The following is a 25,503-nucleotide window of genomic DNA, read 5'->3' as shown; positions in this document are numbered from 1 at the left end:
GGTGGCCGGGCATCAGCGGCTCGGCCGCCGCCACGATCTCGGCCTGCCGCCACTCGTTGCGGCCGTGGCTGGTCTCGGTCCGCTCGGCAATGGAAGGGGTGGCGTCGGCCAGTTGCAGGTTGGCACGGCGCAGCCAATGACGACGGTTGCCCTTCAGCGCAAGCAGGTAATCGCCACCTCTTTGGGTAATGGCCGCAGCCATGCGGGTGTGGCAGTGGAGCGCGTCGGCGGTGACCAATCTGCCCGTAAGATCAATGAGTTCGACGACTTTGAGCGCGGCCTCGACTTCGTTCTCACCATCGCTCGGCGAGACTGCCGCCAGGCACAGCCGGGTCTCGGCGGCGAAGGCCGACACCGTCAACGGCGGACTGGCTGCCAAGCCCTTCTCGTAGGCTCGCCGCAAAGCCTTGCCGTCAAGCGACACCACCTCGGGCGTCTCTCGGCTGGCTCGGGCGAAAGCTGCGGCAAAGGCAGCAAAGGCGCGACCAAAGGCCTCCGGGTCGAGCAGACGCAGCAGCCGCGAGAAGGTGTCGTGGCTGGGAGCTGCGTCATAGTCGATCAGCCGCGACAGCGCCTGCTTGCGCTCCTGCGCGAACAGGGCAAATTCCGTCGCATTGCTGGCGCCGCACAGGCTTGCTGCGATCATCATCACGATCAGGTCGCCAAGCCGGTGCGTGGCGTTGGGCGCGCGTGGATCAGGCACCGCGCCAAAGTAGCTCTCAAGGCAGGAAATGGCAGTCGCTCCTTCGCTCAACTGCCTCTCCAAAGAATCCTTTCTCAGCCTAAACTCAACCCCAAAATCGCCATATGCGATTCCCCTGCCCTTGAGGGGGAGATGGCCGCGAAGCGGCCAGAGGGGGTCGGTCGAACCGGGCTCGGCCTCTTATCGCCGATGCAGGAGGCCGGCGCTCCGCGCAAGACGACCCCCTTCTGTCGCCTTTGGCGACATCCCCCCTCAAGGAGGGAGATTCGCCAGCCTGTTCACTGTTATCAAACCTTCATCGTTTCGAAATGTGCCTGAAACATTGAAGCTGGAGCTTGGCGGCGACGTTCAATGCCATCCAGGAGACAGCCATGAACAAGATTTCGATGACGCGGCGCGCTTTCGTCACGTCGGCCAGCGCCGTTGGCCTGGTCGGCGCCTCGGGCCTCGCCCTTCCCTATTACTCGCGCGCCAATCAGCGCCCGGCGTTCACCCATGGCATCCAGTCCGGCGACGTCGACGCCACCAGCGGCATGGTCTGGACACGCACCGACCGGCCGTCGCGCGTCATGTTCGAGGTGTCGCCGACCGAAAGCTTCACCAATGCCGTCCGCCTGGCGCCGCTCGATAGCTCGCCGGCCAGCGATTATACGGTGAAGCGGCTGCTTACCGATGTCGCCTCCGACCAGGACATCTTCTACCGCATGGTCGCGGCCGATCTTGCCGACATCAACGCCGTTTCCGAGCCGGTCGTCGGCCGCTTCCGCACGGCACCTGCGTCGAAGCGCGACATTCGCTTTGCCTGGTCGGGCGACACCGCCGGCCAAGGCTGGGGCATCGACGAGACCGGCATGAAGACCTACGCCACCATTGCCAAGCACACGCCCGACTTCTTCCTGCATTCGGGCGATACGATCTATGCCGATGGTGCGATGAAGGACGAGGTCGACCTGCCCAACGGCGGCAAGTGGAAAAACAAAGTGCTGATCGACGAGAAGCGCAAGGTTGCCGAGACGCTGGACGAATACCGGGCGCAGTGGAAATACAACATGATGGACAGGCATGTGCTGGCGCTCAGCGCCATCTGTCCGACCTTCTATCAGTGGGATGACCACGAGGTGCTGAACAACTGGTCGGACTCGAAGGACCTGAGCGCCGACGATCGCTACACTGAAAAATCCATCCATGTGCTGGCGGCACGTGCGGCGCGCGCCTTCCACGAAATGACGACGATCCGTTACGAGCCGTCGGAGCCCGGCCGCGTCTACCGCAAGATCGCCTATGGTCCGCTGCTCGACGTGTTCTTCCTCGACATGCGTTCCTACCGCGGCCCCAACGGTCCGGATATGCAGGAGACGATGACGCCGCAATCGCGCATCCTCGGTGAACAGCAGATCAAGTGGCTGAAGCGTGAACTGGCGAATTCCAACGCAACCTGGAAAATCATCGCCGCCGACATGCCGCTCGGCCTCGTCGTCTGGAACGACGGCACCAAGAAGGTAGGGGCCGAGGCGGTCAGCAATGCGACAATGGCCCGGCCAAAGGGCGTGAGCTGGAAATTGCCGACCTTCTTCGCTATATAAAGAATGCAGGTATCAGCAACACTGTCTGGCTCACCGCAGACGTGCATTACACAGCCGCGCATTACTACAATCCGGACAAGGCGCAGTTCCAGGACTTCGATCCGTTTTGGGAATTCGTTTCGGGTCCGATCCATTCCGGGACGTTCGGGCCTAATGGTTTCGATATGACATTCGGCCCGGAGCTGAAGTTCATAAAGGCACCAACTGCCGAACAGGGTCAAAACCTGGCGCCTTCGGCCGGCCTGCAGTTCTTCGGGCTCGTCGAGATCGATGGCGCCACCGAACAGTTGACGGTGCGGCTGATGGATCGCGACGACAGCGAACTCTACAAGGTCACGCTTGATCCGGTGCGGTCGGCGTGAGCGACGGCGCCACTACCCTCGGGCCAGCCCGAGGGTAGGAACGTATATCAATCGGGATAGCAGACGACGGGAATGTTGGGCCAGACGGCGCTGTCGCATCCGGCATTTTGCTGCCGCTGCTTGAAGGCGGCGCTGACCGGCCCGGTCACCACCGGATCGACGCCATCGGGAGCATCGGCAAAAAGCTGCTCCGCCGACGGCTTGTCGGACGGCAAAGCAGACCGCGTCTCCTTGAACGACGCCGCCGACTGCGCCGCGCCGGCCGCGAGGAGGACGGCGAGCGCGGCACATGCCAAAATCGGCCGGAGTTTGATGCCTATCTCGATCATGAAATTCGAACTGTCCGGACCATGAAAGGTTCCGCCTTGGTTAATAATTCCATTTCACACCAAGACATTTAAGATTTGGTGACTTTATTTGGTGGCTCGCCTCCTCTTTCGCAATTGCGAAAAACCCTGTATGAGCCGCCCAACCGAAAGAGGCAGCGCCTTTGGCCTGCTGCCTGCAACGCTCCCGAGACCGAAACATGAAAATCCGCAATATCGCGATCATCGCGCACGTCGACCATGGAAAAACCACCCTCGTCGACCAGCTTCTGAAACAGTCCGGCTCGTTCCGCGACAACCAGCGCGTCGCCGAGCGCGCCATGGATTCGAACGACCTCGAAAAGGAACGCGGCATCACCATCCTGGCCAAGGCGACCTCGGTCGACTGGAAGGACACCCGCATCAACATCGTCGACACGCCCGGCCACGCCGACTTCGGCGGCGAGGTCGAGCGCATTCTGTCGATGGTGGATTCGGCCATCGTGCTGGTCGACGCCGCCGAGGGGCCGATGCCGCAGACCAAATTCGTGGTCGGCAAGGCACTCAAGGTTGGACTGAAGCCGATCGTCGTCATCAACAAGATCGACCGGCCAGATGCCCGCCACGTCGAAGTGGTGAACGAGGTGTTCGATCTTTTTGCAGCACTTGACGCTACCGACGAGCAGCTCGACTTCCCTATCCTTTACGGTTCAGGCCGCGACGGCTGGGTCTCGGAAAACCCCGAAGGTCCGAAGGACCAGGCTCTGGCGCCGCTGTTCGACCTCGTCATCAAGCACGTGCCGGCCCCGACCGTTCATCCCGGCCCATTCCGCATGATCGGCACCATCCTGGAAGCCAATCCTTTCCTCGGCCGCATCATCACCGGCCGTATCGAATCCGGCACGCTGAAATCCAACCAGGCGGTCAAGGTGCTGCACCATGACGGCACCCAGGTCGAAACCGGCCGAATCTCGAAAATCCTTGCTTTCCGTGGGCTCGAGCGCCAGCCCATTGACGAGGCGCAGGCGGGCGACATCGTCGCCATCGCCGGCCTGTCGAAAGGCACTGTCGCCGACACCTTCTGCGACCTGTCGGTGACCGAGCCGCTGCACGCGCAGCCGATCGATCCGCCGACTGTGACGATGTCTTTCCTCGTCAACGATTCGCCGCTGGCCGGTACCGAAGGCGACAAGGTGACCAGCCGCGTCATCCGCGACCGCCTGCTGCGCGAGGCCGAAGGCAATGTCGCGCTGAAGATCGAGGAATCACCTGACAAGGATTCGTTCTTCGTTTCCGGCCGCGGCGAATTGCAGCTGGCCGTGCTGATCGAGACGATGCGCCGCGAAGGTTTTGAGATCGCCGTGTCGCGGCCGCGCGTCGTCATGCAGAAGGGCGATAGCGGCGGATTGCTGGAGCCGGTCGAGGAAGTCGTCATCGACGTCGACGAGGAGCATGCCGGCGTCGTCGTGCAGAAGATGTCGGAGCGCAAGGCCGAGATGGTCGAGCTTCGCCCTTCGGGCGGCAATCGCCAGCGCATCGTCTTCCACGCACCGACGCGCGGGCTGATCGGCTACCAGTCGGAACTGTTGACCGACACGCGCGGCACCGCTGTGATGAACCGGCTGTTCCATGCCTATGAACCTTACAAGGGTGAGCTGCCAGGCCGTACCAACGGCGTGCTGATCTCCAACGAACAGGGTGAATCGGTCGCGTACGCCATGTGGAACCTGGAAGACCGCGGCCCGATGGTCATCGATCCCGGCGTCAAGGTCTATCAGGGCATGATCATCGGTATCCATTCCAGGGACAACGACCTCGAAGTCAACGTGCTCAAGGGCAAGAAGCTGACCAACATCCGCGCCGCCGGCAAGGACGAGGCGGTGAAGCTGACGCCGCCGATCCGCATGACGCTGGAACGCGCGCTGGCCTGGATCCAGGACGACGAGCTGGTCGAAGTGACACCGAAGACCATCCGCCTGCGCAAGCTCTATCTCGATCCGAACGAGCGCAAGCGTTTTGAGAAGTCGGCGAAAGCGGTCGGCGCGGCGTAAGAGCTTTTATTCTGGGCGGAATGGAGGGGCGAAACACGCGTTCCTTCCCGCTGAGCGGACACGGCTTGTCGCCAGAAGGAATGTGGCGCCGGCCGCTCAGTGTCTCTTCAGAGGCTACAGAGGAGTCGTCGCAATACCATGATATTTTCGCTCTCTCCTTCTTTGTCACGGTAGTTTAGCTGTGGGTAAAGGCGGGGAAACGGGTGTGGGAAATGCCGTTCAGGCTTTCGTCCGGAGCCTTATGCAAGATGACATGCGGCGAAGGCTCGTTGCTCACAAGAATCTTGTTGGATTTGGCAATGCAGTATTGCCAGCGATCGAGCACGAACTTGCAAGGATCGATCTAGGCAAGGTTTCCCATCACGAAATCGCAACGCTTGTGGCGGGCCTCGCTACTGCTCTGCACGATATCAACGAAGACGCATCCCGACGATATATGTCGGCTTCGCTCGCAAGACCGATAACTCCCCTCATGCGAGCTGCGCTCCGCAGCATCGTCCGCTTTACAATGGACGACTGGCGGCGGTCTTCGGTCGGCGGCATCATTGTTCTGGAGCATGGCAAGCTCGACAGTCGCTTTGAAGCCTCTCGGCACGTTGGCCGCTGGCTCGCAAATGTACCTGAAGCCGATCTGGTTGGCATTTCGCGAATCTACATAATCCCGGAACCTCCCGAGCCCGAATTCGCCGGTACCTACCTCCAGGCGGTATCGGTCATCGAGATTGTCTGGCGACGCCCATCCGAGCACAGGATTGGGAACGCAGTTCGGAGATTCATGATCGAGAAAACGCTCTATCATGAGGTAGGACACCACGCGCTGCAGCATGTCGAATCTGGACAGGATCCTGATCAGGAACGGCAGGCAGACCGTTACGCATGGAAAATGATGCGCAAGGCACATCCCAATCTATCGATGCTTACTCTTCCCTTGCGATTCCTTGGCGCGTTTCACCGAAGGAAAAATGCCAAGGATTTGGAAACAGCTTAGGATTGCGTTTCGGGAAATCGGCGAAAGTGGTCGGCGCGGCGCAAGTTTCTTTCTTGTAGTCTGCAACAACGAGGGAAGGGAGCACTCGTGTGCTCCCTTCCCTCGTTGTTTCATCCGCCGGCAGCCGAGATGATGGCTTCCCGGTCGGGCTCGCCGACGAGATAGACGCGGATCGCCGTTCCCGCCCGCGCTGGCTTGCGCAAGGCTTTGGCTCCGTCCGGACCAACCACCAGCAATCGTTTCTCTTCCCAAACCTGAAGCCGCGATCGCGAGACACCGAGTTCGCTGGCGAGCAACCGGTCGAGCCGCAGCGCTGTCGGCATTTCGAGCCAGAGCTGAAGTTCGAGCGCGCTGGTATTTTCCGGTCTATCCCCGAGCGCCTGCTTATGAACGACGGCTTCGGGAAACTCCTCGACGCGCCCGATACTGCTTCGCAATGCGGCAACATCGAAGGCATGGCGCCGCGCCAGGACCGGATCGTTGCTTTCGAGCGCCTGCAATATTGCCGGTTCGATATCGCGGCGGCTGCAGCGCTCCAGAATGCCGAAATTCCAGGAATTGTCGCAGTCGATGCAGCGGTAGATCAACCAGGCGTCAATGCGCTTGCCGTTGGCATTGACGCGGAATTTGCCGCTGCAGCGATAGGCTTTCAGGCCGCCGCAGCGATTGCAGTTGAGGTGAGGTCGAGGTGCGGTCTTGGGTGTGATCGTCCAGCGGATACGCAGTATCGAAGGCATGCCGAAAAGCCCTTCCCGTCGGGAAGTTCGTCAGATCGGCGATATCGAGAACCCATGCGGGGACGGCGTGGCGAGAGACTGCGGCAGTTGGAAATCAGGTGTCGCGGGTGGTTATGCGCGACAGCGGTTCAGCAGTGCCAAACCGGTCTCGAACCGCCACCCGAGGAACACATGATGTGAAAACAGGCATCGCGACTGCGACGCCCTGCTCTGTGTTGGGGGAGTTGACGAGACCGGCGGTTACGAAGGCAAAGTGAAGCTCGAAATGATGTCGGGACGACATTTCTAGCCGCGAGGTGCCTGGCCGACAAGCCTTCTTTCGGTGGACGCTACTGTCGTCGGACCAGTTGGGTTATGTTGAACGACCCAAACATTTCAAACGGGATCCGCGTCATGCATTTCACATCGCTGCTGATTTTTGCCGGCGCCCTGCTTGTTGCCGCCGGCTCGCCCGGCCCATCGATCGCCGCTCTTGTGGCGCGGGTCATCGTAAAAGGGTTTCGCGACGTGTTCCCGTTCCTGCTTGCGATGTGGATCGGCGAAGCGATCTGGCTGTCGCTGGCGGTGTTTGGCCTCGCCGTGGTGGCGCAGACGTTCCACTTTGCCTTTGTCGTCGTGAAGTGGGTCGGCGTCGCCTATCTCGGCTGGCTTGCCTGGAAGATGTGGACGGCACCGGTCGAGGCCAAGGAAGGCGCGCTGCCGCGCGAAGATTCGCCCGTCAGACTGTTCTTTGCCGGCATGGCGGTGACGCTCGGCAACCCCAAGATCATGATGTTCTATCTGGCGCTGCTGCCGACCATCATCGACCTCGGTTCGGTCAGCATGGTCGGCTGGATCGAATTGACGGCGACCATGGCAGTGGTCCTGGTCGCCATCGATTTGACCTGGGTGCTCGCCGCATCGCAGGCGCGCAAGCTCTTGAGGAGCAAGCGGGCGATGAAAATCGCCAACCGCATCAGCGCCGGTACCATGGCCGGCGCTGCGGCGGCGATCGCGGCGCGGTCCTGAGCCGGCGCGTCAACCCATTTCGATTATTGGCGCGATCTCGACGCTGAAACCCGGGTCCGTCAAGATAGGACAATCCTTGGCTTTGCCGACGGCATCGTCGATGTCCTTTGCTTCGATGATGGTGTAACCGGCGGTCGGATTGCTGCCGCCATTGTTCTCGACCTTGCCGCCAGGCAGCAGGGTCTTCGACATGCCGACTGGATTGCCGCCGTCGACCACCGCTGAGCCAAGCTTGCCGTACCAGCCGTTCCAGGCATCCATCGCTGCCTTCCGTTCGGCCTCCTCGGTCGGCATCTTGCCCGAGCCGTGATAGACGTAGAGAAATTTCGCCATGTTCTCCTCCTCTGATCGGCGGCATCGAACCGGCATGCGGTCATGCCGCATGCCGATCATCGGACCAAACCGGCAAACAAGCAACGAGAATGCGAAGTAGCTAATATAATATGCCGTTGGCTCGCAACGGCGGTGCCCTATCGCGCCATCGCATGGTATTCATCGTTCGGCCGCATGTCGATTGCCGATGCCAGCCGGTTCGACATGTTGAAGAACGCCGCGGTCGAGGCGACGTCCCAGATGTCGCGGTCGGAAAAGCCGACTTGCCGCAGCGCCGCCCGGTCCGCTTCGATGATATTTGCCGGCTGCCCGGTCAGCTTCACCGCGAATTCGAGCATGGCGCGTTGCCTGTCCGACAGCTTGGCGGCGCGAAAATTCATCACCATCATCTCGCCGAAGGCTGGGTCGCCGGAAAGCTGGCGCACCGCCGCGCCATGCGCGGCCAGGCAATAGTAGCAATGGTTGACCGATGAGACGGCCACCGCGATCATCTCGCGCTCGAGTTTCGACAGGCCGGATTCACCCAGCATCAAATCATTGTACATGTCGGTGAAAGCGCGCAGCTTCTTCTCGTCGAGGCATAGGCGAGCAGCACGTTGGGAACGAGGCCGAGCTTCTCCCGGCACTTGGTGAAATAGGCCTTGGTCGCGTCGCTCAGCTCCGCCGGTGCCAGGTCAAGCGCGGTGATTTTGTCCGTCATGGCGGATCTCTCCTCTTTTTCGCCAGGCTGCCGGTGAATTCCGACATTTCGTCGCAAGCCGTCAAACCTTTGTCGCCAAATACCCGTCATCTGTTAGCATAGCCGCAAAAACATGTGACGGGAGGGACTCATGGCCAGCGTAAAGTCAGCGAGCCGGTTGAAAAAAGCCGGCCTGACGAGGGGTGAAGCCGCGGGTGGTGAAAAGCCCGGCAGGCTTGCCGACTACCTGCTGGCCCGAGCTCCGGCCGAAGATGTCGCCGCCTACGACGTCATCGATCTCGAACGCGCTGCCGAACTCGCCGGCCGCGCAGTGGCCAGGCACAAGAAGGACGACTGCGTCGTTGCCATAGACGTCGATTCCGGTGTCGTCCGCCAGGGCCGGCCGATGACGGTGATCACTGTCGTCAACGACAACATGCCGTTCCTGTTCGATTCCGTCCTCGGCGAGATTACAGAAAGCGCCGGCGAGCCGCTGCTGGTTACCCATCCAGTCATAGTCGTCAGGCACGGCAAGAACGGCGTCGAGGAAATCCTCGGCGATGGCGGTTATGCCAAGGGCGACCACAGCCATGACCGACTGAGCGTCATCCATGTCCATATCGGCCGCCTTTCGGCCGAGCAGGCCGAAGGCCTGGCCGCACGCCTGACGAAGCTGCTCGGCCAGGTGCGAGCCGCCGTCACCGACTGGAAGCCGATGCTTGCCCGCCTCGACCAGGCGATCTCGGAATTCCGCTACTCCCCAGTGCCGCTCGACAAGGCCCATGTCACCGAGGCGATCGCCTTCCTCGAATGGCTGCGCGACGACAATTTCACCTTTCTCGGCACGCGCGAATTCAACTACACCGGCGGCGAGACGAGCGGCATGCTAGAGCGCGCCGAAAAGCCCGGCCTCGGCATCCTTTCCGATCCCGACGTGCTGGTGCTCAGGCGCGGCACCGAAGCGGTAAGCACGACGCCGGAAATCCGTGCCTTCCTGCATGGGCCGGAACCGCTGATCGTCACCAAGGCCAACGCCAAGTCGTCGGTGCACCGCCGCATCTACCTCGACTACATCGGCGTCAAGACCTACACCGGCAAAGGCGTGCTTTCGGGCGAGCTCCGTATCGTCGGCCTGTTCACCTCGACTGCCTATACGCGCTCGGTGATGAAAATCCCCTATCTGCGCTCGAAGGCGGAAACCGTCATTGCCAAATCCGGCTTCAATCCAAGCGACCATTCCGGCAAGGCATTGATCAACGTGCTGGAGAGCTATCCGCGCGACGAGCTGTTCCAGGTTCCGGTGCCGATCCTGCGCAAGCATGCCGAAGCCATACTGGGCCTGATCGAGCGGCCGCGCGTCAGGGCATTGGTGCGTGTCGACCAGTTCGACCGCTTCGTCTCCGTGCTCGTCTTCGTGCCGCGCGACCGCTACGACAGCGTCGTGCGCGAGAAGATCGGCACCTATCTGAAGACCGTCTTCGAAGGCCGGCTGTCCGCCTATTACCCGGCCTTCCCGGAAGGCGGGCTGGCGCGCGTCCATTTCATCATCGGCCGCTCCGGCGGCAAGACGCCGAAGGTCGAGCAGGCAACGATCGAGGCGGCGATCCGCGACATCGTACGGACCTGGGACGATGCCCTGCGCGAGACCGCGACCGAGACCGGCGCCGATGCGAGACTCACGGCCATCGCCTCGCGTTTTTCGGAAAGCTATCGCGACAGTTTTCCGCCGGCCGTGGCGCTGGCCGATGCCGGGCGCATCGCCAAGCTCGATGCCTCAAATCCGATCGCCATCGACTATTACCGTCACGCCGACCAGAAGCCGCATCAGGCGGCGCTGAAGATCTATCACCATGGCAGCCCGGTGGCGCTGTCGCGGCGCGTTCCCGTGCTGGAAAACATCGGTTTCCGCGTCATCAGCGAGCGCACTTTCGAGGTCGGCGACATTCAATCCGGCATGATCAATAGTGATCAGCCCGGCATGGTCTTCATCCACGACATGGAACTCGAGAACAGCTACGGCAGGCCGATCGACCTCGGCAATGGCGGCGCGCTGTTCGAGGATGCGTTCCTTTCCGTCTGGCGCGGTGATGTCGACAATGACGGCTATAACGGCCTTGCCCAGACCGCCGGCCTGTGGTCGGGCGAGATCACCGTCCTGCGCGCCTATGGCCGCTATCTGCAGCAGGCCGGCATCCCGCAGAGCCAGGATTTCATCGCCGCCGCGCTCAACCGTTATCCCGAGATCGCCCGCGACCTGCATGCGCTGTTTGTCGCCCACCTCGGCGCGACGGCCGAGACGGAAGGCGTCGTTCAGGCCAAACATCTGAAAGCCAAGATCACGGATGCGCTGGAAGACGTTCCCAACATTGACGACGACACCATCATCCGCCGTTATCTGAACCTGATCGAAGCCTCGCTGCGCACCAATCATTTCGTTGCCGATACGAAACAGAAAGGCCAATCGCTGGCGATCAAGCTCGATTCGCAATCGGTCGACGGGCTGCCGGCGCCGCGGCCATGGCGGGAGATCTTCGTCTACGGCTCCGAGGTCGAGGGTGTGCATCTGCGCTTCGGCCCGGTCGCGCGCGGCGGCCTGCGCTGGTCGGACCGTGCGCAGGACTATCGCACCGAGGTGCTCGGCCTGGTCAAGGCACAGCAGGTCAAGAATGCGGTGATCGTGCCGGTTGGCGCCAAGGGCGGCTTCTACCCGAAAAAGCTGCCGATGAGCGCCGGGCGCGACGCAATTTTCGAGGCCGGCATGGCCGCCTACAAGAATTACGTTTCCAGCCTGTTGTCGATCACCGACAATATCGGGCTGGATGGCGTCATCCCGCCAGTCGGCGTCGTGCGGCGCGATCAGGATGATCCGTATTTCGTCGTCGCCGCGGACAAGGGCACGGCGACCTTCTCGGACATCGCCAACGCCATCAGCGAAAGGCACGGCTTCTGGCTCGACGACGCTTTCGCCAGCGGCGGTTCGGCCGGCTACGACCACAAGAAGATGGGCATCACCGCCAAGGGCGCCTGGGAAGCGGTCAAGCGGCATTTCCGCGAGATGAACCGCGACATCCAAACCACGCCGTTCACCGTCGTCGGCGTTGGCGACATGTCGGGCGACGTGTTCGGCAACGGCATGCTGCTGTCGGAGCAGACCCGGCTGATCGCCGCCTTCGATCATCGCGACATCTTCATCGATCCCGATCCCGACATGGCCGCTTCGATGGCCGAGCGCCGGCGTATGTTCGCTCTCGCTCGCTCAAGCTGGCAGGATTACGACAAGACGAAGCTGTCCGAAGGCGGCATCATCGTCTCGCGCAGCCAGAAGTCGATCACCTTGCCGGCCGCCGCGGCTGCAGCTATCGGCCTCGGCAAGATAACGGCCACGCCGGTCGAGATCATGAGTGCCATCCTCAAGGCGCCGGCAGATCTTTTGTGGTTCGGCGGCATCGGCACCTATGTCAGGGCATCGGGCGAGACCAACCAGGACGTCGGGGACCGTGCCAATGACGCGATCCGCATCACCGCGCTCGACCTGCGTGCCAAGGTCATCGGTGAAGGCGCCAATCTCGGCGTCACACAGCGGGCGCGCATCGAATTCGGATTGAATGGCGGCCGCTGCAACTCAGATGCGATCGACAATTCGGGCGGCGTGAACTGCTCAGACGTCGAGGTCAACATCAAGATCGCGCTGGCTTCCGCCATGCGGAAGGGATCGCTGACGCGGCCGTCGCGCAACAAATTGCTGGCCGAGATGACCGACGAGGTCAGCGCCCTGGTGCTGTCCAACAATTACCAGCAGACGCTGGCGCTGTCCCTTGCTCGCAAGCGCGGCCTTGCCGACATTGCCCATCAGAGCCGCTTCATGGAGGCGCTCGAGGCGCGCGGGCTGCTCGACCGTGCCGTCGAGACGCTGCCGTCGCCGGCGGCTCTTGCCGAGCGCGAAGCGCGCGGCGAGCCGCTCACACGGGCCGAGCTCGGCGTGCTGCTTGCCTATGCCAAGATCGTGCTGTTTTCCGATATCGTCGCCAGCGACGTGCCGGACGATCCGCATTTCGACCGCGACCTGATGGGTTACTTTCCCGACCGCATGGCAAAGAAATATGCGGCGGAAATCCACGGCCATCGCCTGCGCCGCGAGATCATCGCCCGTGCCGTCGCCAATGACCTGGTCAATCGCGGCGGCCCGTCCTTCGTCAACAGGCTGCAGGAAGCGACCGGGCGCAGTGCCGCCGATGTCGTGCGCACCTTCGCCGTGGTGCGGGATGGCTTTGCGCTGCCGGCGCTCTATCGCCAGATCGACGCGCTCGACAACCGGATCGACGGACAGATCCAGCTCGACCTCTATCAGGCGGTCAGCCGGCTGATCTATGTGACCAGCGGCTGGTACCTGAAGAACGATGCCGGCACCGCACCGCTCGGGCAGCGGATCACCGAGTTGCAGGATGCGCGCAAGGCGCTGGAGCCGAAGCTCGTTGCGCTGTTGCCGGCCTTCTCGCGCGAGCGGATCGAGGAGCGGCGGCACAGTCTGTCGAAGGGCGGCGCGCCCGAGAGCCTGGCCGAGCAACTGGCGTTGACCGATGTGGCGGAACTCATCCCCGACATTGCGCTGACGGCGCGGACGGCAACTGCCGGCATCGTCGCTGCCGCCAAGGCGTTTTTTGCAGTCAGCGATGTCTTCCGCATACCGCGCGTCGAAGATGCGGCGCGCTCGATCACGCCCTCGGATTATTACGATCAACTGGCGCTTTCGCGTGCCACCGACACGATCGGCGCCGCCAGGCGCGGCATCGCGGTGGCGGCACTCACCAGTCATGCCGAGGCGGCGGATCCGGTGACAGCATGGTTGGAGGCGGGCGGCGAACGGGTCGGACGCATCCGCGAGCGGCTGCAGGCTCTGACCGAGGGCGGCGACATCACCGTGTCGCGGCTGTCGGTGGCGTCCGGCCTGATGAGCGATCTGACAGGGCTGTGAGACGTCTTCCACATCGCGCGGGATTGCCGGGAAGAACTACGCCATAGAGCGAACAGCGCCCTGCGTTGGGGGGCGCCGGAGCATGATCCCAAAAAGTGACGATCGGCTTTTGGACAAGATCGTGCTCAACAACAAGACGGAGCATCATTCCGATTCGATCGGCATGAAGCAAGCTCCAGCGGAGGGGACATGGCTGAGATGGCAGTGCAGCGGGCATCGGGACGCGGCATCTGGGGATGGATGCTGTTCGATTGGGCGGCACAGCCGTTTTTCACGGTCGTTACCACCTTCATCTTCGGTCCTTATTTCGTCTCGCGCATGGCCAGCAATCCAGAGACCGGGCAAGCGGCCTGGGGCTACGGCATTGCCGCCGCCGGCCTCGTCATTGCCGTTTTGTCGCCGGTCCTCGGCTCGATCGCCGATCAGACCGGACCACGCAAACCGTGGATAGCCTTCTTCGCCGCGGTCAAGATCACCTGCCTCACCCTGCTGTGGTTCGCCGCGCCCGGCTCTAATCTTTTTCTGGTCGTGGTGTTGTTCTCGCTGGCGTCGGTCGCGGCGGAATTCTCGACTGTGTTCAACGATTCGATGATGCCCCGCCTGGTGCCAAAGAGCGACATCGGCAGGATCTCGAACATGGCCTGGGGACTCGGCTATCTCGGCGGCATGATCGCACTGATCTTCGTCGTTACCGTCATGGCCGGCTCGCCTGAAACCGGCAAGACCGTCGTTGGGCTCGACCCGATCTTCGGCCTCGACCCCAGGCTCGGCGAGGACGCGCGCGCCACCGGACCATTGTCGGCGGCCTGGTATTTCCTGTTCATCCTGCCGATGTTCTTCTTCACGCCTGATGCGATCAAAGGCATTCCAATCGGGCCGGCGGTGCGCGAAGGCCTGTCGGAACTGAAGTCGACGCTGGCCGAAGTGCGCAAGCGCAGCGGCATTTTTCGCTTTCTCGTCGCCCGCATGATCTATCAGGACGGCGTCAATGCACTGCTGGCGCTGGGCGGAACGTTTGCGGCGGCAATGTTCCATTGGTCGATTACCGAGATCGGCCTGTTCGGCATCATCCTCAACGTCGTTGCCATCGTCGGCTGCCTGGTTGCCGCACGCCTCGACACAGCACTGGGTTCCAAGACCATAGTGATGATTTCGCTGGTCATGCTAAGCATCGCTACGCTCGGCATCGTCTCGACCGGCCCGGGCTATACGCTGTTCGGCGCCTGGGTGATGCCCGGACTGGACGGCGGCGGATTGTTCGGCACGGCGGCGGAAAAAGCCTACATTTTCTACGGCCTGCTGATCGGGCTTGCTTTCGGGCCGGTGCAGGCATCGTCGCGCTCCTACATGGCGCGCAGCGTCTCCGCTGCCGAATCGGGCCGCTATTTCGGCATCTATGCGCTGGCCGGCCGGGCAACCAGTTTTGCCGCACCCTTCATGGTGGCCACGATCACCCTGGCCAGCGGCTCGGCGCGGCTCGGCATGGCGGCGATCGTGCTGTTCCTTGGCGCCGGCATGGCGATCCTGATCGGCACGCCCTATCCGGCGGATCGGCCGGCGGAGTGAGCTGCTCTTGCCTTCTCCCACAGCGGGGGTAACGCGTTCAATGCCGGAAATGCCTCACTCCGGTGAAGACCATGGCAATGCCGTGAGCGTCGGCGGCGGCGATGACATCGTCGTCGCGCATCGAGCCGCCGGGCTGGATGACGGCTGTGGCGCCGGCTTCGATTGCCGACAAAAGCCCATCAGCGAACGGGAAAAAGGCATCCGAGGCGACGACCGAGCCCCTGGTCAAAGGCTCCGTCAGGCCGGCAGCTTCGGCCGCGTCGAGCGCCTTGCGCGCCGCGATGCGCGAGGAATCGACCCGGCTCATCTGGCCGGCGCCGATGCCGACTGTAGCGCCATCCCTGGCATAGACGATGGCGTTCGACTTGACGTGCTTTGCCACGCGAAAAGCGAATTTCAGATCGGCCAATTCGGCCGGCGTCGGAACGCGCCTGGTTACCACTTTCAGATCGAGGTCATCCACCACCGCGTTGTCGCGGCCCTGGACCAGCAAACCGCCAGCAACCGATTTCAAGCCAAGGCCCGCCGCGCGCGGGTCGGGCAGGCCGCCGGTGACCAGCAGGCGTAGGTTCTTCTTTGCGGCAATGATGCGCACTGCTTCTTCGGACGCCTCCGGTGCGATGATCACTTCGGTAAAGGTCTTGACGATCTCTTCGGCGGTTCCGGCATCGAGGATGCGGTTCATGGCGACGATGCCGCCGAAGGCCGAGACCGGATCGCAGGCCAGCGCCTTGGCATAGGCCGCCTGCAGCGAAGCGTCCTCAGCGACGCCGCACGGGTTGGCGTGCTTGATGATGGCAATTGCTGCGGAGCGCGACGGGTCGAACTCGCCGACCAGCTCGAAGGCAGCGTCGGTGTCGTTGATGTTGTTGTAGGAAAGCTGCTTGCCCTGAAGCTGGCGCGCCGTGGCAACGCCCGGCCGCCTGTCGCCGTTGACATAGAAGCCGGCGCCCTGATGCGGGTTTTCGCCATAGCGCATCACCGACTGCAGCTTGCCGCCGAAGGCGCGCCATGTCGGATGCTCGATCTCAAGCGCCTCGGCGAACCATCCCGAGATCGCCGCATCGTAGGTGGCGGTGCGGGCAAAGGCCTTGGCTGCCAGCTTCTTGCGGAAATCCAGCGACAACGAGCCGAAATTCATCTCCAGCGCGTTGAGCACCGAGGCATAGTCATCGGGATCGGTGACGATGCCGACATAGGCGTGGTTCTTGGCCGAGGCACGGATCATCGCCGGGCCGCCGATGTCGATGTTCTCGACGATCGCCGCGTAGTCGGCGCCGGAGCGACGCACCTCTTCGAACGGATAGAGATTGGAGACGACGAGATCGATCGGCTCGATGCCGTGGTCGCGCATCGCTGCGGCGTGCTCGGGATCGTCGCGCACGCCAAGCAGTGCGCCATGCACCGACGGGTGCAGCGTCTTGACGCGGCCGTCCATGATCTCGGGAAAGCCGGTGAGCTCGGACACGTCGCGCACCGCCATGCCTGCCTCGGCAAGCGCCCTTGCGGTGCCGCCGGTCGAGACTAGCTCGACGCCGGCCGAAGCCAGCGCCCTGGCGAAATCGATCAGGCCGGTCTTATCAAAGACGGAAAGGAGCGCGCGACGGATGGGTACAAGGTCGGGCGCGGGAATGTTCTTGGCGGCGACGGCCATGGGCTGGCGGCCTTTCCAGTTCTGGTTGGAGAGCGTCCGCGGGCCGTAGCATATGAGGCCCGGAAATCAAGCCGCAAGACTTGATCAGTGTCTGCCGTTGCCACCGGCTTCAGCTTTTTCCGGACGGCCGGCGATGATGGTGCGCGTCAATTGCCAGTGGACCTCCGAAATTTCCGAGGCCTTGAACGCAAGCACGATCTGGCGGCTGCGGCGCGGGCCGCCAAGCCCTGCGAAATAGATCGATTCCTCGACCTCGGGCACCACTTCGGTAGAGGTAAACACCCAGGTGTCGGCATGGTCGGCGGCCAGCACCAGACGGTCATGCTCATCCTGGAGCAGGCTAATATCGGGATGGACATGGAAACGCACCGTGACGAAGTCACGGCCATTGTTGCGGATAGAAGCGCCGCCCGGGCGCAGGAAACGGTCCCTGCCGGCAAACACATTGCCTTCGGTCGATAATTTCAGCTCGCGCTCATGCAGGAAGCCGAAGCGCGCTGCATAGCCGTCATGGCGGGCGATGAAGCCCTGGCTGCCCTTCTGGTCGGTGCGCTTGCAAGGCACATGCTGCGGCCCGCCGATCAAAGGCGTGCCGAGCAGGTCGTTGACGCGCAAGGAGTGATTGAAGCGCGCCGACGACGTGTCGTTGATGGTGGCGGTCGAGTGGGCGGCGGTGGCGCGGGCAAGCGGCCGGAACTCGGCGGCGCCATAAGTGTCTATTCCGGCGTTGACGATATAGTGCTGGCGGCCCGACGACAATTCGAAGGCGAGGCATCCGGCGTGAGCGGCATTGGATACGTCGACAGGGGGCGGCGGGCCGGTATCGGCGATCACAGTGACACCGCCCATCGACAAGCGCTCATAACCCGAATGCGGCGCGTGCAGCAACGGTGCGCCGGCGGTGTCGTCGTGATGCAGGATGCTGGCGATACGGTCGTGAATGGTGGCGCCCATGCCGTTGAAGCGGGCAAGGCTGCCGTCCTGATGGCGAAAGAAGCGCAATGCCGGCAGCATCCGGTCGATGGCGCCGATCAGGGCGGCCGGCGGTGTCTCGGCCTGATTGGCGTATGTCTGGCGCAACGGCAGAAGGTCGGCGAGGATTTCAAGCACGGCCATCGGATTGCGCGAGATATGGCCGCCGTCAGGCAGGATCTGGCGGTCGAGCTCCTCGGCGAGATTGCGGGTAGCACCGCGTAGCGCCGAGGCCGGCGCCGGCAGCGACAAAGCGGCAAAGGCCAGCGCAATGCGGGCGCGCAGCCGGTCCTTGCCGTCCGGCATCTCGCGCACCATGGCGCGCAGATAACGGATCTGGACGGCGAGCGATTTCAAGAACGCGCGGTAGAACGGAAATTCGGCGCCCTGCAACACGATCGAGGAATGCTGCAGCCAGGCAATGACACGCTTGGCCGTCGTGCCGGGCTCCCAGGCGACGCCGGAAATATGGCTGCCATGGATTGCAATCCAGTCGGAAACCAAGGCCCGCGCGTTGGCGGCGGCGAGCTCGGTACCGGCGGCACGCATATGCCGCAGCCAGCGAAAGCCATGCAGCGTTTTTTGCCAGCCGGGATTGGGCACGTCGATCTGGAAGGGCGATTTGCCGCCGGTCTCGACCAGATGCCCCGAAAGCGGATAGCGGCCGTAATAGATCTCGAGCGCGATCTGAGGATCGGCGAGCCGCAGGTCCGGTGGGGCGATCAGGACGCGCTCCGGCGTGCGGCCTGAGTAGCGCCAGCGATAGAGTGGCCCGGCGCGCAAGCGCCGGCGCGTCTTGCGCCAGAACTCCCTCGCGACAAGCGTCCACAGACGCGTCGTGTTACCGGCAGCGATTGCCAAAACCCCTCCTGATCGTCCTCACCCAGGCACAAGTTTATATGATTCAAGAACTTGTGCGAAGGCGAATTCCGCGGCAGTGGGGCCGTTCAGCCTGTTTTCCATGCCTCCTCGCCCCAAGAAGCCGGACGGCGCTTCAAGATCGGCCCTTAGCCGGCTCTGCGCATGCGGGCGGCGAAGAAGCCGTCCAGCCCGGAGCGGCCCGGCGAGCCTAGCTCCAGATCGGCAGGCGTGGTGCGCAACGTGCCTTGCGGCATCAGAAACGGGTCGATGCCGGCGATCTCACCCGGCCGAAGCGGGTCGTCGACAATCTCCGCATTGCCGGCGAGAAAGTCGCGATAAAGCTCTTCGCCTTCCAGCGGATCGAGCGAACAGTTGGAAAAGACGATGCGTCCACCAGGCTTGACCAGGGTGACGGCGCGGGCAAGCAGCCGGCGTTGCAGGTCGGCCAGTTTTTCGACGTCGGCCGCCGTCTTCGTCCAGGGGACGTCGGGATGCCGCCGCACCGTGCCGGTCGAAGAGCAAGGTGCGTCGAGGAGGACCGCATCGAAGAGGTCCTTCGGCTCGTATTTGAGCAGATCGGCCTGGACGATCTCGGCGGCCAGACCGAGCCGTTCGAGGTTCTGCGTCAGCCGTGCCAGCCGCGTTTTGGACATGTCGAGCGCGGTGACGTGGGCGTCGGCGAGGATCAGCTGGGCGGTCTTGCCGCCCGGCGCGGCACAGAGGTCGGCGATTCGCAAACCATTGATGTCGCCGAACAGCCGGGCCGGCAGGCTGGCCGCTGCATCCTGAACCCACCAGGCGCCTTCCCCAAAGCCGGGCAGTTCGGTCACGGAAGCGCTGAGCTTTTCCACCCGCACCGTGCCGGTCGGCAGGACAAAGCCGCCGAGCCGTTCGGCCCACAGCGCCGGGTCCGACTTGACCGAGAAATCGACCGGTGCCTCATGGCGATGGGCGAGCAGTATCTGCCTGGCCTTGTCGAGGCCGTAGACTGTTTTCAAACGGTCGGAAAACCATTTTGGCGCCTCGTCGGTAGCGGCAAGTGCTGCGGCGAGCTCGTCCTGCTTGGCCCGCGCCAGCGTGCGCAGCACGCCGTTGACGAGGCCGGAAAAGCGCGCCGTGCGCGGATCGGACTTGGCGTGTGTCACGGCGAGGTCGACGGCGGCGCGGTCGGGAACATCGAGGAACAGGATCTGCGCTGCCGCCACATGCAAAATGTGCGAAAGCGCCGTGGCGTTGGGCGGTAGCGGCTTTTCCAGGCGACGGGCCAAAAGGCCTGATATGGTCATGCGGTAGCGCAGGGCGGTGACCAGAATGGCGCGCACCAAAGCGCGGTCGCGCAGGTCGAGCGCCTTGTATTGTGGATGGCCGTTCTCATGGTCGGTCAGCCCGTCGAGCGGCGTCCTCGCGTCGATGACAGCGGCAAGCAGCCGCGCGGCTGCCTTGCGCGCGGCGAGACCGCGAGCTTCTGAAGCCTCACTGTGAGTTGGCCTCATTGTGTCGGCGATCGGTTGACTAGTTTAAATATGGCGCTGACAAAATCTTCTTTACTTCCTAGGGGTGAGATCACCTGAATGTAGTCTTTCTCAACCGTGCCGACATAGTCCGCGACTTGCTTTGGAGATGCACCATCCCCGACAAGTCGGACGATGTGGCGGAGATAGGTGTCATATTCATCTTCAGGAAGTGGGCGAAAGCCCAGGTCACTTGATGTTGCTATGCTCGCCATCGGTATGCCGATAGGGTTCCAGTGCCTTGCACAAAGATCGCGCATTTCCGCCAGCGAGATCCCGCCTTTTTTGTCTGTCGCGGTCGTCACGACCACGGACCTTTGGGGCCGGTCGGATTGCGTCCCCAGGGATTGGGTCTCGGCTTGGCCGGCTCAGGCGGCCTCTCGGGCCGCGCGGCCCTGTCCCACGGACCAGACGGCTGCTGCCCGGTCGCTTCCGGCGCCGGCCTTGACGTCGCGGCCGCTTCGGGTGCGCCGGCCATTTCGCTCGCCATCCTCTGCAACGCGGCGATGCGGTTTTCTGTGCTCGGGTGAGTGGAAAACAAACTGTCCATGCGCTCGCCGGAAAGAGGATTGATGATGAAGAGATGGGCGGTTGCCGGATTGCGCTCGGCATCCGGGTTGCGGATGCGTTCGGCGCCCCGCGCGATCTTGTCAAGGGCCGAGGCGAGCCACAGCGGGTGTCCACAGATTTCGGCACCGCGCCGGTCGGCCTCATATTCGCGGGTGCGGCTCACCGCCATCTGCACGATCATGGCGGCCAAAGGCGCGACGATCATTGCCACCAGCACGCCGACGATGCCGAAGGAATTGTTGTTGTCGCGGTTGCCGCCGAAAAAGAAGGCGAAATTGCCGAGCATCGAAATTGCGCCGGCAAAGGTGGCGACGATCGTCATGATCAGCGTGTCGCGGTGCTGCACATGGGCGAGCTCGTGCGCCATCACCGCCGCGACTTCTTCATGCGATAGCCGCTCGAGCAGGCCGGTGCTGGCGGCGACAGCGGCATTTTGCGGATTGCGGCCGGTGGCGAAGGCATTGGGCTGCGGATTGTCGATGAGATAGGTTCTCGGCATCGGCAGGCCGGCACGTTGGGCGAGACCCTGCACGATGGCGTAATATTCAGGCGCGTTGCGTTCGTCGACTTCGATCGCACGGTGCATCGACAGCACCATCTTGTCGGCGTTCCAATAGCTGAACAAATTGGTGCCGGCGGCAATCAGCAAGGCGATCATCATGCCGCCGGATCCGCCGACCAGATAGCCGACGCCCATGAACAGGGCCGTCATTGCGGCCAAAAGCATGGCGGTGCGAAGGGTGTTCATCGTCTGCTCCATTTGGGCCCAACAAAGGGGTCGATCCTTGTGGGCGCATCGCTATATGATGGGAAACAGCCGTTCCCGTTTCAATCGGGCCTGTTTCAATCTAGCGGAAGATCGCATGATCGACAAAACCAGCCAAACGCATGCTAACGGCTCGCCGCAAAAGCCGCTGACCCCGGCAGCCAGGCGCGCCTTGGTCGAGGCCGAGGCCCGGCGGGAGAAATATCGCGAGCAGGAAGCCACGCTGCCGAGGGAGATCGGCGGGCGCGGCGGCAAGGAGCCTGGCCGCTATGGCGACTGGGAGGTCAAGGGCCTGACCAGCGACTTTTAGCGCAAGCAGGATGCTAGTTAAGCAGGCTGTGCGGTCCGTTCCGCTTCGATGGCAATCCAGCCGTTGTCATCGACGGCGATGCCGATCGCGCCATAGCCGGTGATGGCGGCATGCGGCGTCTGCAACGGATGCCGGTGCGTGGCGCTGATCACCACGATTGCAGCGCCCGCGGCTTCGGCTGCCGCTATGCCGGCCGGCGCGTCCTCGAAGACGAGGCAGTCGCGCACATCGACGCCGAGCCGTGCGGCCGCCAGCCGGAAGCAGTCGGGCGCCGGCTTGCCGCGAGCCACGTCCTCCGCCGCGACGATCACGGCGGGAGCCGGAATGCCGGCGGCCTGCAGGCGCAGCAAGGCAAGTTCGCGCGGTGCCGAAGTGGCGATCGCCCAGCTTCCAGGCGGCAGCGACGCCAAGAAGGCCGCGGCGCCGGCAATCGGGCGAATGCCCTCGACATCGGCGGCCTCGGCCTGCAAAAGCGATTCGGCTTCGCGGGCAGGATCGACGCCTGGGAGCGCCAGCCGGCCGATGGTCTCGATCGCCCGCACGCCGTGGATGGTCGGCAGGAATGCGGCGACGTCAAGACCTTGCCGATGCGCCCACGCTGCCCAGACCCTTTCCGCCGCGGCGATCGAATTGAGAATCGTGCCGTCCATATCGAACAGTAAGGCCGCGAATTTTCTGCCTGCGAACATCGGCTTTCCCGGGTCATCTTGGAGGGATTATGTCAAAAGACGCGTGTCGATCGACCGTAACGTTGCCGCGTCCGTATGGGAAGCCGCGAGGCGTCGTTTTCGACGTTTGCAAGGAACCGCCGCACACTCTCCTGCGTTGACCACCACTATCTTCCATGACGATCGTAGGGGGACGGCGATGCTGATCAGGCTCGGCTATGAAATTGCCATTGAATGCGCTGCAGCCACGCCGATTGTTTCGCTGCTCGAGATCCATCGGGATCGCCAGGCCGACATCAAGCGGCAGACGCGCGTGCTGACGTCGCCGTCGGTTCCGACCAGGGTCTACCACGATCTTTTCGGCAATAGCTGCCGCCGCTTCACGGCTCCGGCCGGAAGCTTTCGCATCCTTTATGACGCGGTGGTCGAGGACAGCGGCGAGATGGACGAAGTCAGCACGCGGGCCGGGGAAGTCCCGGTTGCCGAATTGCCGGACGAGGTGCTCGGCTATCTGCTCGGCAGCCGTTACTGCGAGACCGACCATCTCGGCGACCTGGCCTGGCAACTTTTCGGCCAGCTTCCGCCGGGCTGGGCGCGGGTGCAGGCGATCGTCGACTATGTCCACAACCGCCTGTCCTTCGGCTACGGCTATGCGCGCTCGACCCGCACGGCGGCGCAGGCGCATGAGGAGCGCGTCGGCGTCTGCCGCGACTTTGCCCATCTGGCGATCACGCTCTGCCGCTGCATGAACATCCCGGCCCGCTACGTGAACGGCTATCTCGGCGATATCGGCGTGCCCGCCGATCCGGCGCCGATGGATTTCTCGGCCTGGGTGGAAGTGTTCCTCGACGGCAGATGGTACACCTTCGATCCTCGCCACAATGTGCCGAGGATCGGCCGCGTCGTCATAGCCCGCGGCCGCGACGCCACCGACGTGCCGTTGCTGCACAGTTTCGGCCCGCATCGGCTCAGCCTGTTCAAGGTCTGGACCCACGAGCAGGAAGGCAATCTGTTCAAGCCGCCCTATCGCGGCGTCGACAAGACCGTCAGCGCACGGATGCTGGCCTGATCTTCGGACACATTCGCAGTCCGGATTTCCACCTGCCGCCACTGCGGCAGCACTGATCCTGTTCGATACATCTCGTCTGTACCGGATTGGGACGCAGTCCAGCCGTCTCGAATTGCGAGCCCGAATCTTGGTACGCGCTTTTTGAACAAAGCCGTGCCGACGCGGCTTTCGTTTACCCGCTGTTTACCTTGTCGCCGCTCGAAACCGTTTGGAAACAATGGCCTGAGCGGGGGCCGCTCGCTTTCCCGCGCCCGGCGGCGCGATCCGGCCGGATTCCTGCAATGCGCGTTCGGACAGCTGCAGGCTGTAGCGAATGGAGGCGGAAGGAATGCGGCGTTTCGGGGGTCTTGTTCAGGCGATCGGCGGCTTTGCCGGGGATCGCAGCGGAAATTTCGCGGTCCTGTTTGGTATAATCGGCTCAGTACTGGCGCTGGGTGTCGGCTTTGCCGTCAACGTATCCCAACTCTACAATGTGAAATCGAGCCTGCAAGGCGTCGTCGACGCTGCGGTCACCTCGACGGCCCGCGACCTGACGACCGGCGTCATCAGCGAGGCCGAAGCCAGCAAATCGGTGCAGGCCTTTCTCGATGCCAACAGCACGGCGGGTATCCTGCAGGACAATCAGATCGTTCTCGACAAACTGACCGTCGACCAGACCGCCAGGACCGTTCAGGCGGACGTTCATGTCAATGTCAGCTATTATTTCCCGCTTTTCAGCACGGGTAGCATGCAGCGCGTTCCCGCATCGACGACGGCTCTCTATTCGGACAAGCAGATCGAAGTCGCGATGATGCTCGATGTGACCGGCTCGATGGCAGGCCAGAAAATCATCGATCTGCGGACGGCTGCGGCGAATGCCGTCGACAGTTTTCTGGGCGGTCAGGACACCTCCAAACCGCGCGTGCGGGTTGCCATCGTACCTTATGCCAATTCGGTGAATGCCGGTACACTTGCCGCCAGCAGCGTCTATGTGGAAACCACCGCCAGCCAACGCAAACAGGCGCCGGCCAATGACGCTGTGCAGTATGTCTCGGGGCTCATCCGTCCTGACAATTGCGCCACCGAACGCAAGGGGACCTACCAATATTCGGACGCAGGCCCCGACGCCAGCATGGTCAACCGCGACTACCTGCTGTCGTCCTTCGCCTGGCAAACCGGCACCGCCGCCTGCCCGGCCGCCACGCTGATGCCGCTGACGGCGGATGCGACGGCGCTCAAGACTGTCATCAAGAATTTCGTCGCCTCCGGCGGCACTGCCGGCCATATCGGCGTGCAGTGGACCTGGTACATGCTCTCGGAGAACTGGGGGGGCATCATGAGGACTTCGCAGCGGCCGGCCAAGATGGATCCAAGAAAGGTCGCCAAAATCGCGATCCTGATGACCGACGGCGAATTCAACCTGTCCTACTTCGATGCGAGCACGGTGAGCGACGTCTACAATGACGCCGGCAAGGAGCCGACCCGCACGGCCGCCAAGAAACTTTGCGCTGCCATGCGCGACAACGGCATCGAGATCTTCACTATTGGGTTTGACCTAAACGAAACGAATGCCAAGGCCACGCTCCAGGATTGCGCGAGCCCGGACACCGCCAAGATCAAGCACTTCTACCAAGCTGCCAATGGAACCGAACTCAACCAGGCTTTCCAGGACATAGCGCGCAACGTCGAGATGTTGACCGTAACCAAATAAGGGACAACAGCCCAAAAAGGAAAAGGCCGCCGCTTCTCGCGAAGTCGGCGGCCTTCCGTGTTTCCGTCCATGGCGCGGCTCCTGGCGGCGACGGTTGGTCGCCAGCCGCGCATCTCGCGCCTTAACGGGAAGACTGCTTCCCGAA

The 25,503-nt window shown here is 62.9% G+C and carries 18 protein-coding genes and 2 pseudogenes; 9 read left to right on the top strand and 11 right to left on the bottom strand.

Going from position 1 to position 25,503, the window contains the following annotated elements; all coding sequences use genetic code 11:
• Positions 1–754: ISAs1 family transposase (locus NKH33_RS06985; RefSeq protein ID WP_352918604.1), on the bottom strand; the 754-nt coding region annotated here is incomplete at its 3' end.
• 320 nt (positions 755–1,074) lie between these two features.
• Here NKH33_RS06985 and NKH33_RS06980 point away from each other — a divergent pair.
• Positions 1,075–2,648, top strand: a pseudogene (locus NKH33_RS06980) (alkaline phosphatase D family protein).
• A 47-nt stretch (positions 2,649–2,695) separates the two neighbouring features.
• On the opposite strand, the gene NKH33_RS06975 reads toward NKH33_RS06980, so the two are convergent.
• Positions 2,696–2,977 carry a hypothetical protein gene (locus NKH33_RS06975; protein ID WP_352918602.1) on the bottom strand — a complete coding sequence of 94 codons (282 nt, stop codon included), beginning with the start codon at positions 2,975–2,977 and terminating at the stop codon, positions 2,696–2,698.
• Between the two features lie 197 nt (positions 2,978–3,174).
• Between NKH33_RS06975 and typA the strand changes: the two genes are divergently transcribed.
• Complete coding sequence (gene typA, locus NKH33_RS06970; RefSeq protein WP_352918600.1) at positions 3,175–5,004, top strand: translational GTPase TypA; 1,830 nt, start codon at positions 3,175–3,177, stop codon at positions 5,002–5,004.
• Between the two features lie 241 nt (positions 5,005–5,245).
• Positions 5,246–5,992: a M48 family metalloprotease gene (locus NKH33_RS06965; RefSeq protein WP_352767498.1), complete on the top strand. Its 747-nt coding sequence runs from the start codon at positions 5,246–5,248 to the stop codon at positions 5,990–5,992.
• A gap of 110 nt (positions 5,993–6,102) precedes the next feature.
• On the opposite strand, the gene NKH33_RS06960 is transcribed toward NKH33_RS06965, so the two are convergent.
• Positions 6,103–6,729, bottom strand: coding sequence for a DUF1062 domain-containing protein (locus tag NKH33_RS06960; protein ID WP_352918598.1), 627 nt, complete (start codon positions 6,727–6,729; stop codon positions 6,103–6,105).
• A gap of 393 nt (positions 6,730–7,122) precedes the next feature.
• Between NKH33_RS06960 and NKH33_RS06955 the strand changes: the two genes are divergently transcribed.
• Entirely contained in the window at positions 7,123–7,737 is a 615-nt protein-coding gene (locus NKH33_RS06955) for a LysE family translocator (protein WP_352540903.1), read from the top strand.
• A 9-nt stretch (positions 7,738–7,746) separates the two neighbouring features.
• On the opposite strand, the gene NKH33_RS06950 is transcribed toward NKH33_RS06955, so the two are convergent.
• Both NKH33_RS06950 and NKH33_RS06945 read right to left on the bottom strand, forming a co-directional pair.
• Positions 7,747–8,070: a YciI family protein gene (locus tag NKH33_RS06950; protein WP_023678126.1), complete on the bottom strand. Its 324-nt coding sequence runs from the start codon at positions 8,068–8,070 to the stop codon at positions 7,747–7,749.
• A 137-nt stretch (positions 8,071–8,207) separates the two neighbouring features.
• Positions 8,208–8,770, bottom strand: a pseudogene (locus NKH33_RS06945) (peroxidase-related enzyme).
• A gap of 130 nt (positions 8,771–8,900) precedes the next feature.
• Between NKH33_RS06945 and NKH33_RS06940 the strand changes: the two are divergent.
• Both NKH33_RS06940 and NKH33_RS06935 read left to right on the top strand, forming a co-directional pair.
• Positions 8,901–13,721: an NAD-glutamate dehydrogenase gene (locus NKH33_RS06940; RefSeq protein ID WP_352918596.1), complete on the top strand. Its 4,821-nt coding sequence runs from the start codon at positions 8,901–8,903 to the stop codon at positions 13,719–13,721.
• A gap of 189 nt (positions 13,722–13,910) precedes the next feature.
• Complete coding sequence (locus NKH33_RS06935) at positions 13,911–15,287, top strand: MFS transporter (protein ID WP_352918594.1); 1,377 nt, start codon at positions 13,911–13,913, stop codon at positions 15,285–15,287.
• 37 nt (positions 15,288–15,324) lie between these two features.
• On the opposite strand, the gene purH is transcribed toward NKH33_RS06935, so the two are convergent.
• The 5 genes from purH to htpX all read right to left on the bottom strand — a co-directional run bounded on the left by purH (position 15,325) and on the right by htpX (position 21,603).
• Positions 15,325–16,941, bottom strand: coding sequence for a bifunctional phosphoribosylaminoimidazolecarboxamide formyltransferase/IMP cyclohydrolase (purH, locus tag NKH33_RS06930; protein WP_352918592.1), 1,617 nt, complete (start codon positions 16,939–16,941; stop codon positions 15,325–15,327).
• Between the two features lie 84 nt (positions 16,942–17,025).
• Positions 17,026–18,774: a heparinase II/III family protein gene (locus NKH33_RS06925; RefSeq protein WP_352540908.1), complete on the bottom strand. Its 1,749-nt coding sequence runs from the start codon at positions 18,772–18,774 to the stop codon at positions 17,026–17,028.
• A gap of 146 nt (positions 18,775–18,920) precedes the next feature.
• Positions 18,921–20,267: an RsmB/NOP family class I SAM-dependent RNA methyltransferase gene (locus tag NKH33_RS06920; protein ID WP_352918590.1), complete on the bottom strand. Its 1,347-nt coding sequence runs from the start codon at positions 20,265–20,267 to the stop codon at positions 18,921–18,923.
• Positions 20,264–20,590: a hypothetical protein gene (locus tag NKH33_RS06915; protein ID WP_352918588.1), complete on the bottom strand. Its 327-nt coding sequence runs from the start codon at positions 20,588–20,590 to the stop codon at positions 20,264–20,266. Before NKH33_RS06915 ends, NKH33_RS06920 begins: the two co-directional genes overlap by 4 nt.
• On the bottom strand, positions 20,587–21,603 hold the full coding sequence (gene htpX / locus NKH33_RS06910) for a zinc metalloprotease HtpX (RefSeq protein WP_352918586.1): 1,017 nt from the start codon (positions 21,601–21,603) through the stop codon (positions 20,587–20,589). Before htpX ends, NKH33_RS06915 begins: the two co-directional genes overlap by 4 nt.
• 115 nt (positions 21,604–21,718) lie before the next feature.
• On the opposite strand from htpX, the gene NKH33_RS06905 reads away from it, so the two are divergent.
• Positions 21,719–21,931, top strand: a complete 213-nt coding sequence (locus NKH33_RS06905; protein ID WP_352451229.1) for a DUF1674 domain-containing protein — start codon at positions 21,719–21,721, stop codon at positions 21,929–21,931.
• A gap of 17 nt (positions 21,932–21,948) precedes the next feature.
• On the opposite strand, the gene NKH33_RS06900 is transcribed toward NKH33_RS06905, so the two are convergent.
• Positions 21,949–22,620: an HAD-IA family hydrolase gene (locus tag NKH33_RS06900; protein ID WP_352918584.1), complete on the bottom strand. Its 672-nt coding sequence runs from the start codon at positions 22,618–22,620 to the stop codon at positions 21,949–21,951.
• Between the two features lie 178 nt (positions 22,621–22,798).
• Here NKH33_RS06900 and NKH33_RS06895 point away from each other — a divergent pair, with 178 nt between their 5' ends.
• Together NKH33_RS06895 and NKH33_RS06890 are read left to right on the top strand one after the other, a co-directional pair.
• Positions 22,799–23,668, top strand: coding sequence for a transglutaminase-like domain-containing protein (locus tag NKH33_RS06895; protein WP_352918582.1), 870 nt, complete (start codon positions 22,799–22,801; stop codon positions 23,666–23,668).
• Positions 23,669–23,996: 328 nt separating this feature from the next.
• Positions 23,997–25,358 carry a pilus assembly protein TadG-related protein gene (locus NKH33_RS06890; RefSeq protein ID WP_352918580.1) on the top strand — a complete coding sequence of 454 codons (1,362 nt, stop codon included), beginning with the start codon at positions 23,997–23,999 and terminating at the stop codon, positions 25,356–25,358.
• The last annotated feature ends 145 nt before the right edge of the window (positions 25,359–25,503 follow it).

The organism is Mesorhizobium sp. M1182, assembly GCF_040318335.1.
In the GTDB taxonomy this organism is placed as follows: domain Bacteria; phylum Pseudomonadota; class Alphaproteobacteria; order Rhizobiales; family Rhizobiaceae; genus Mesorhizobium.
This window is presented reverse-complemented; position numbering and strand designations above follow the sequence as displayed.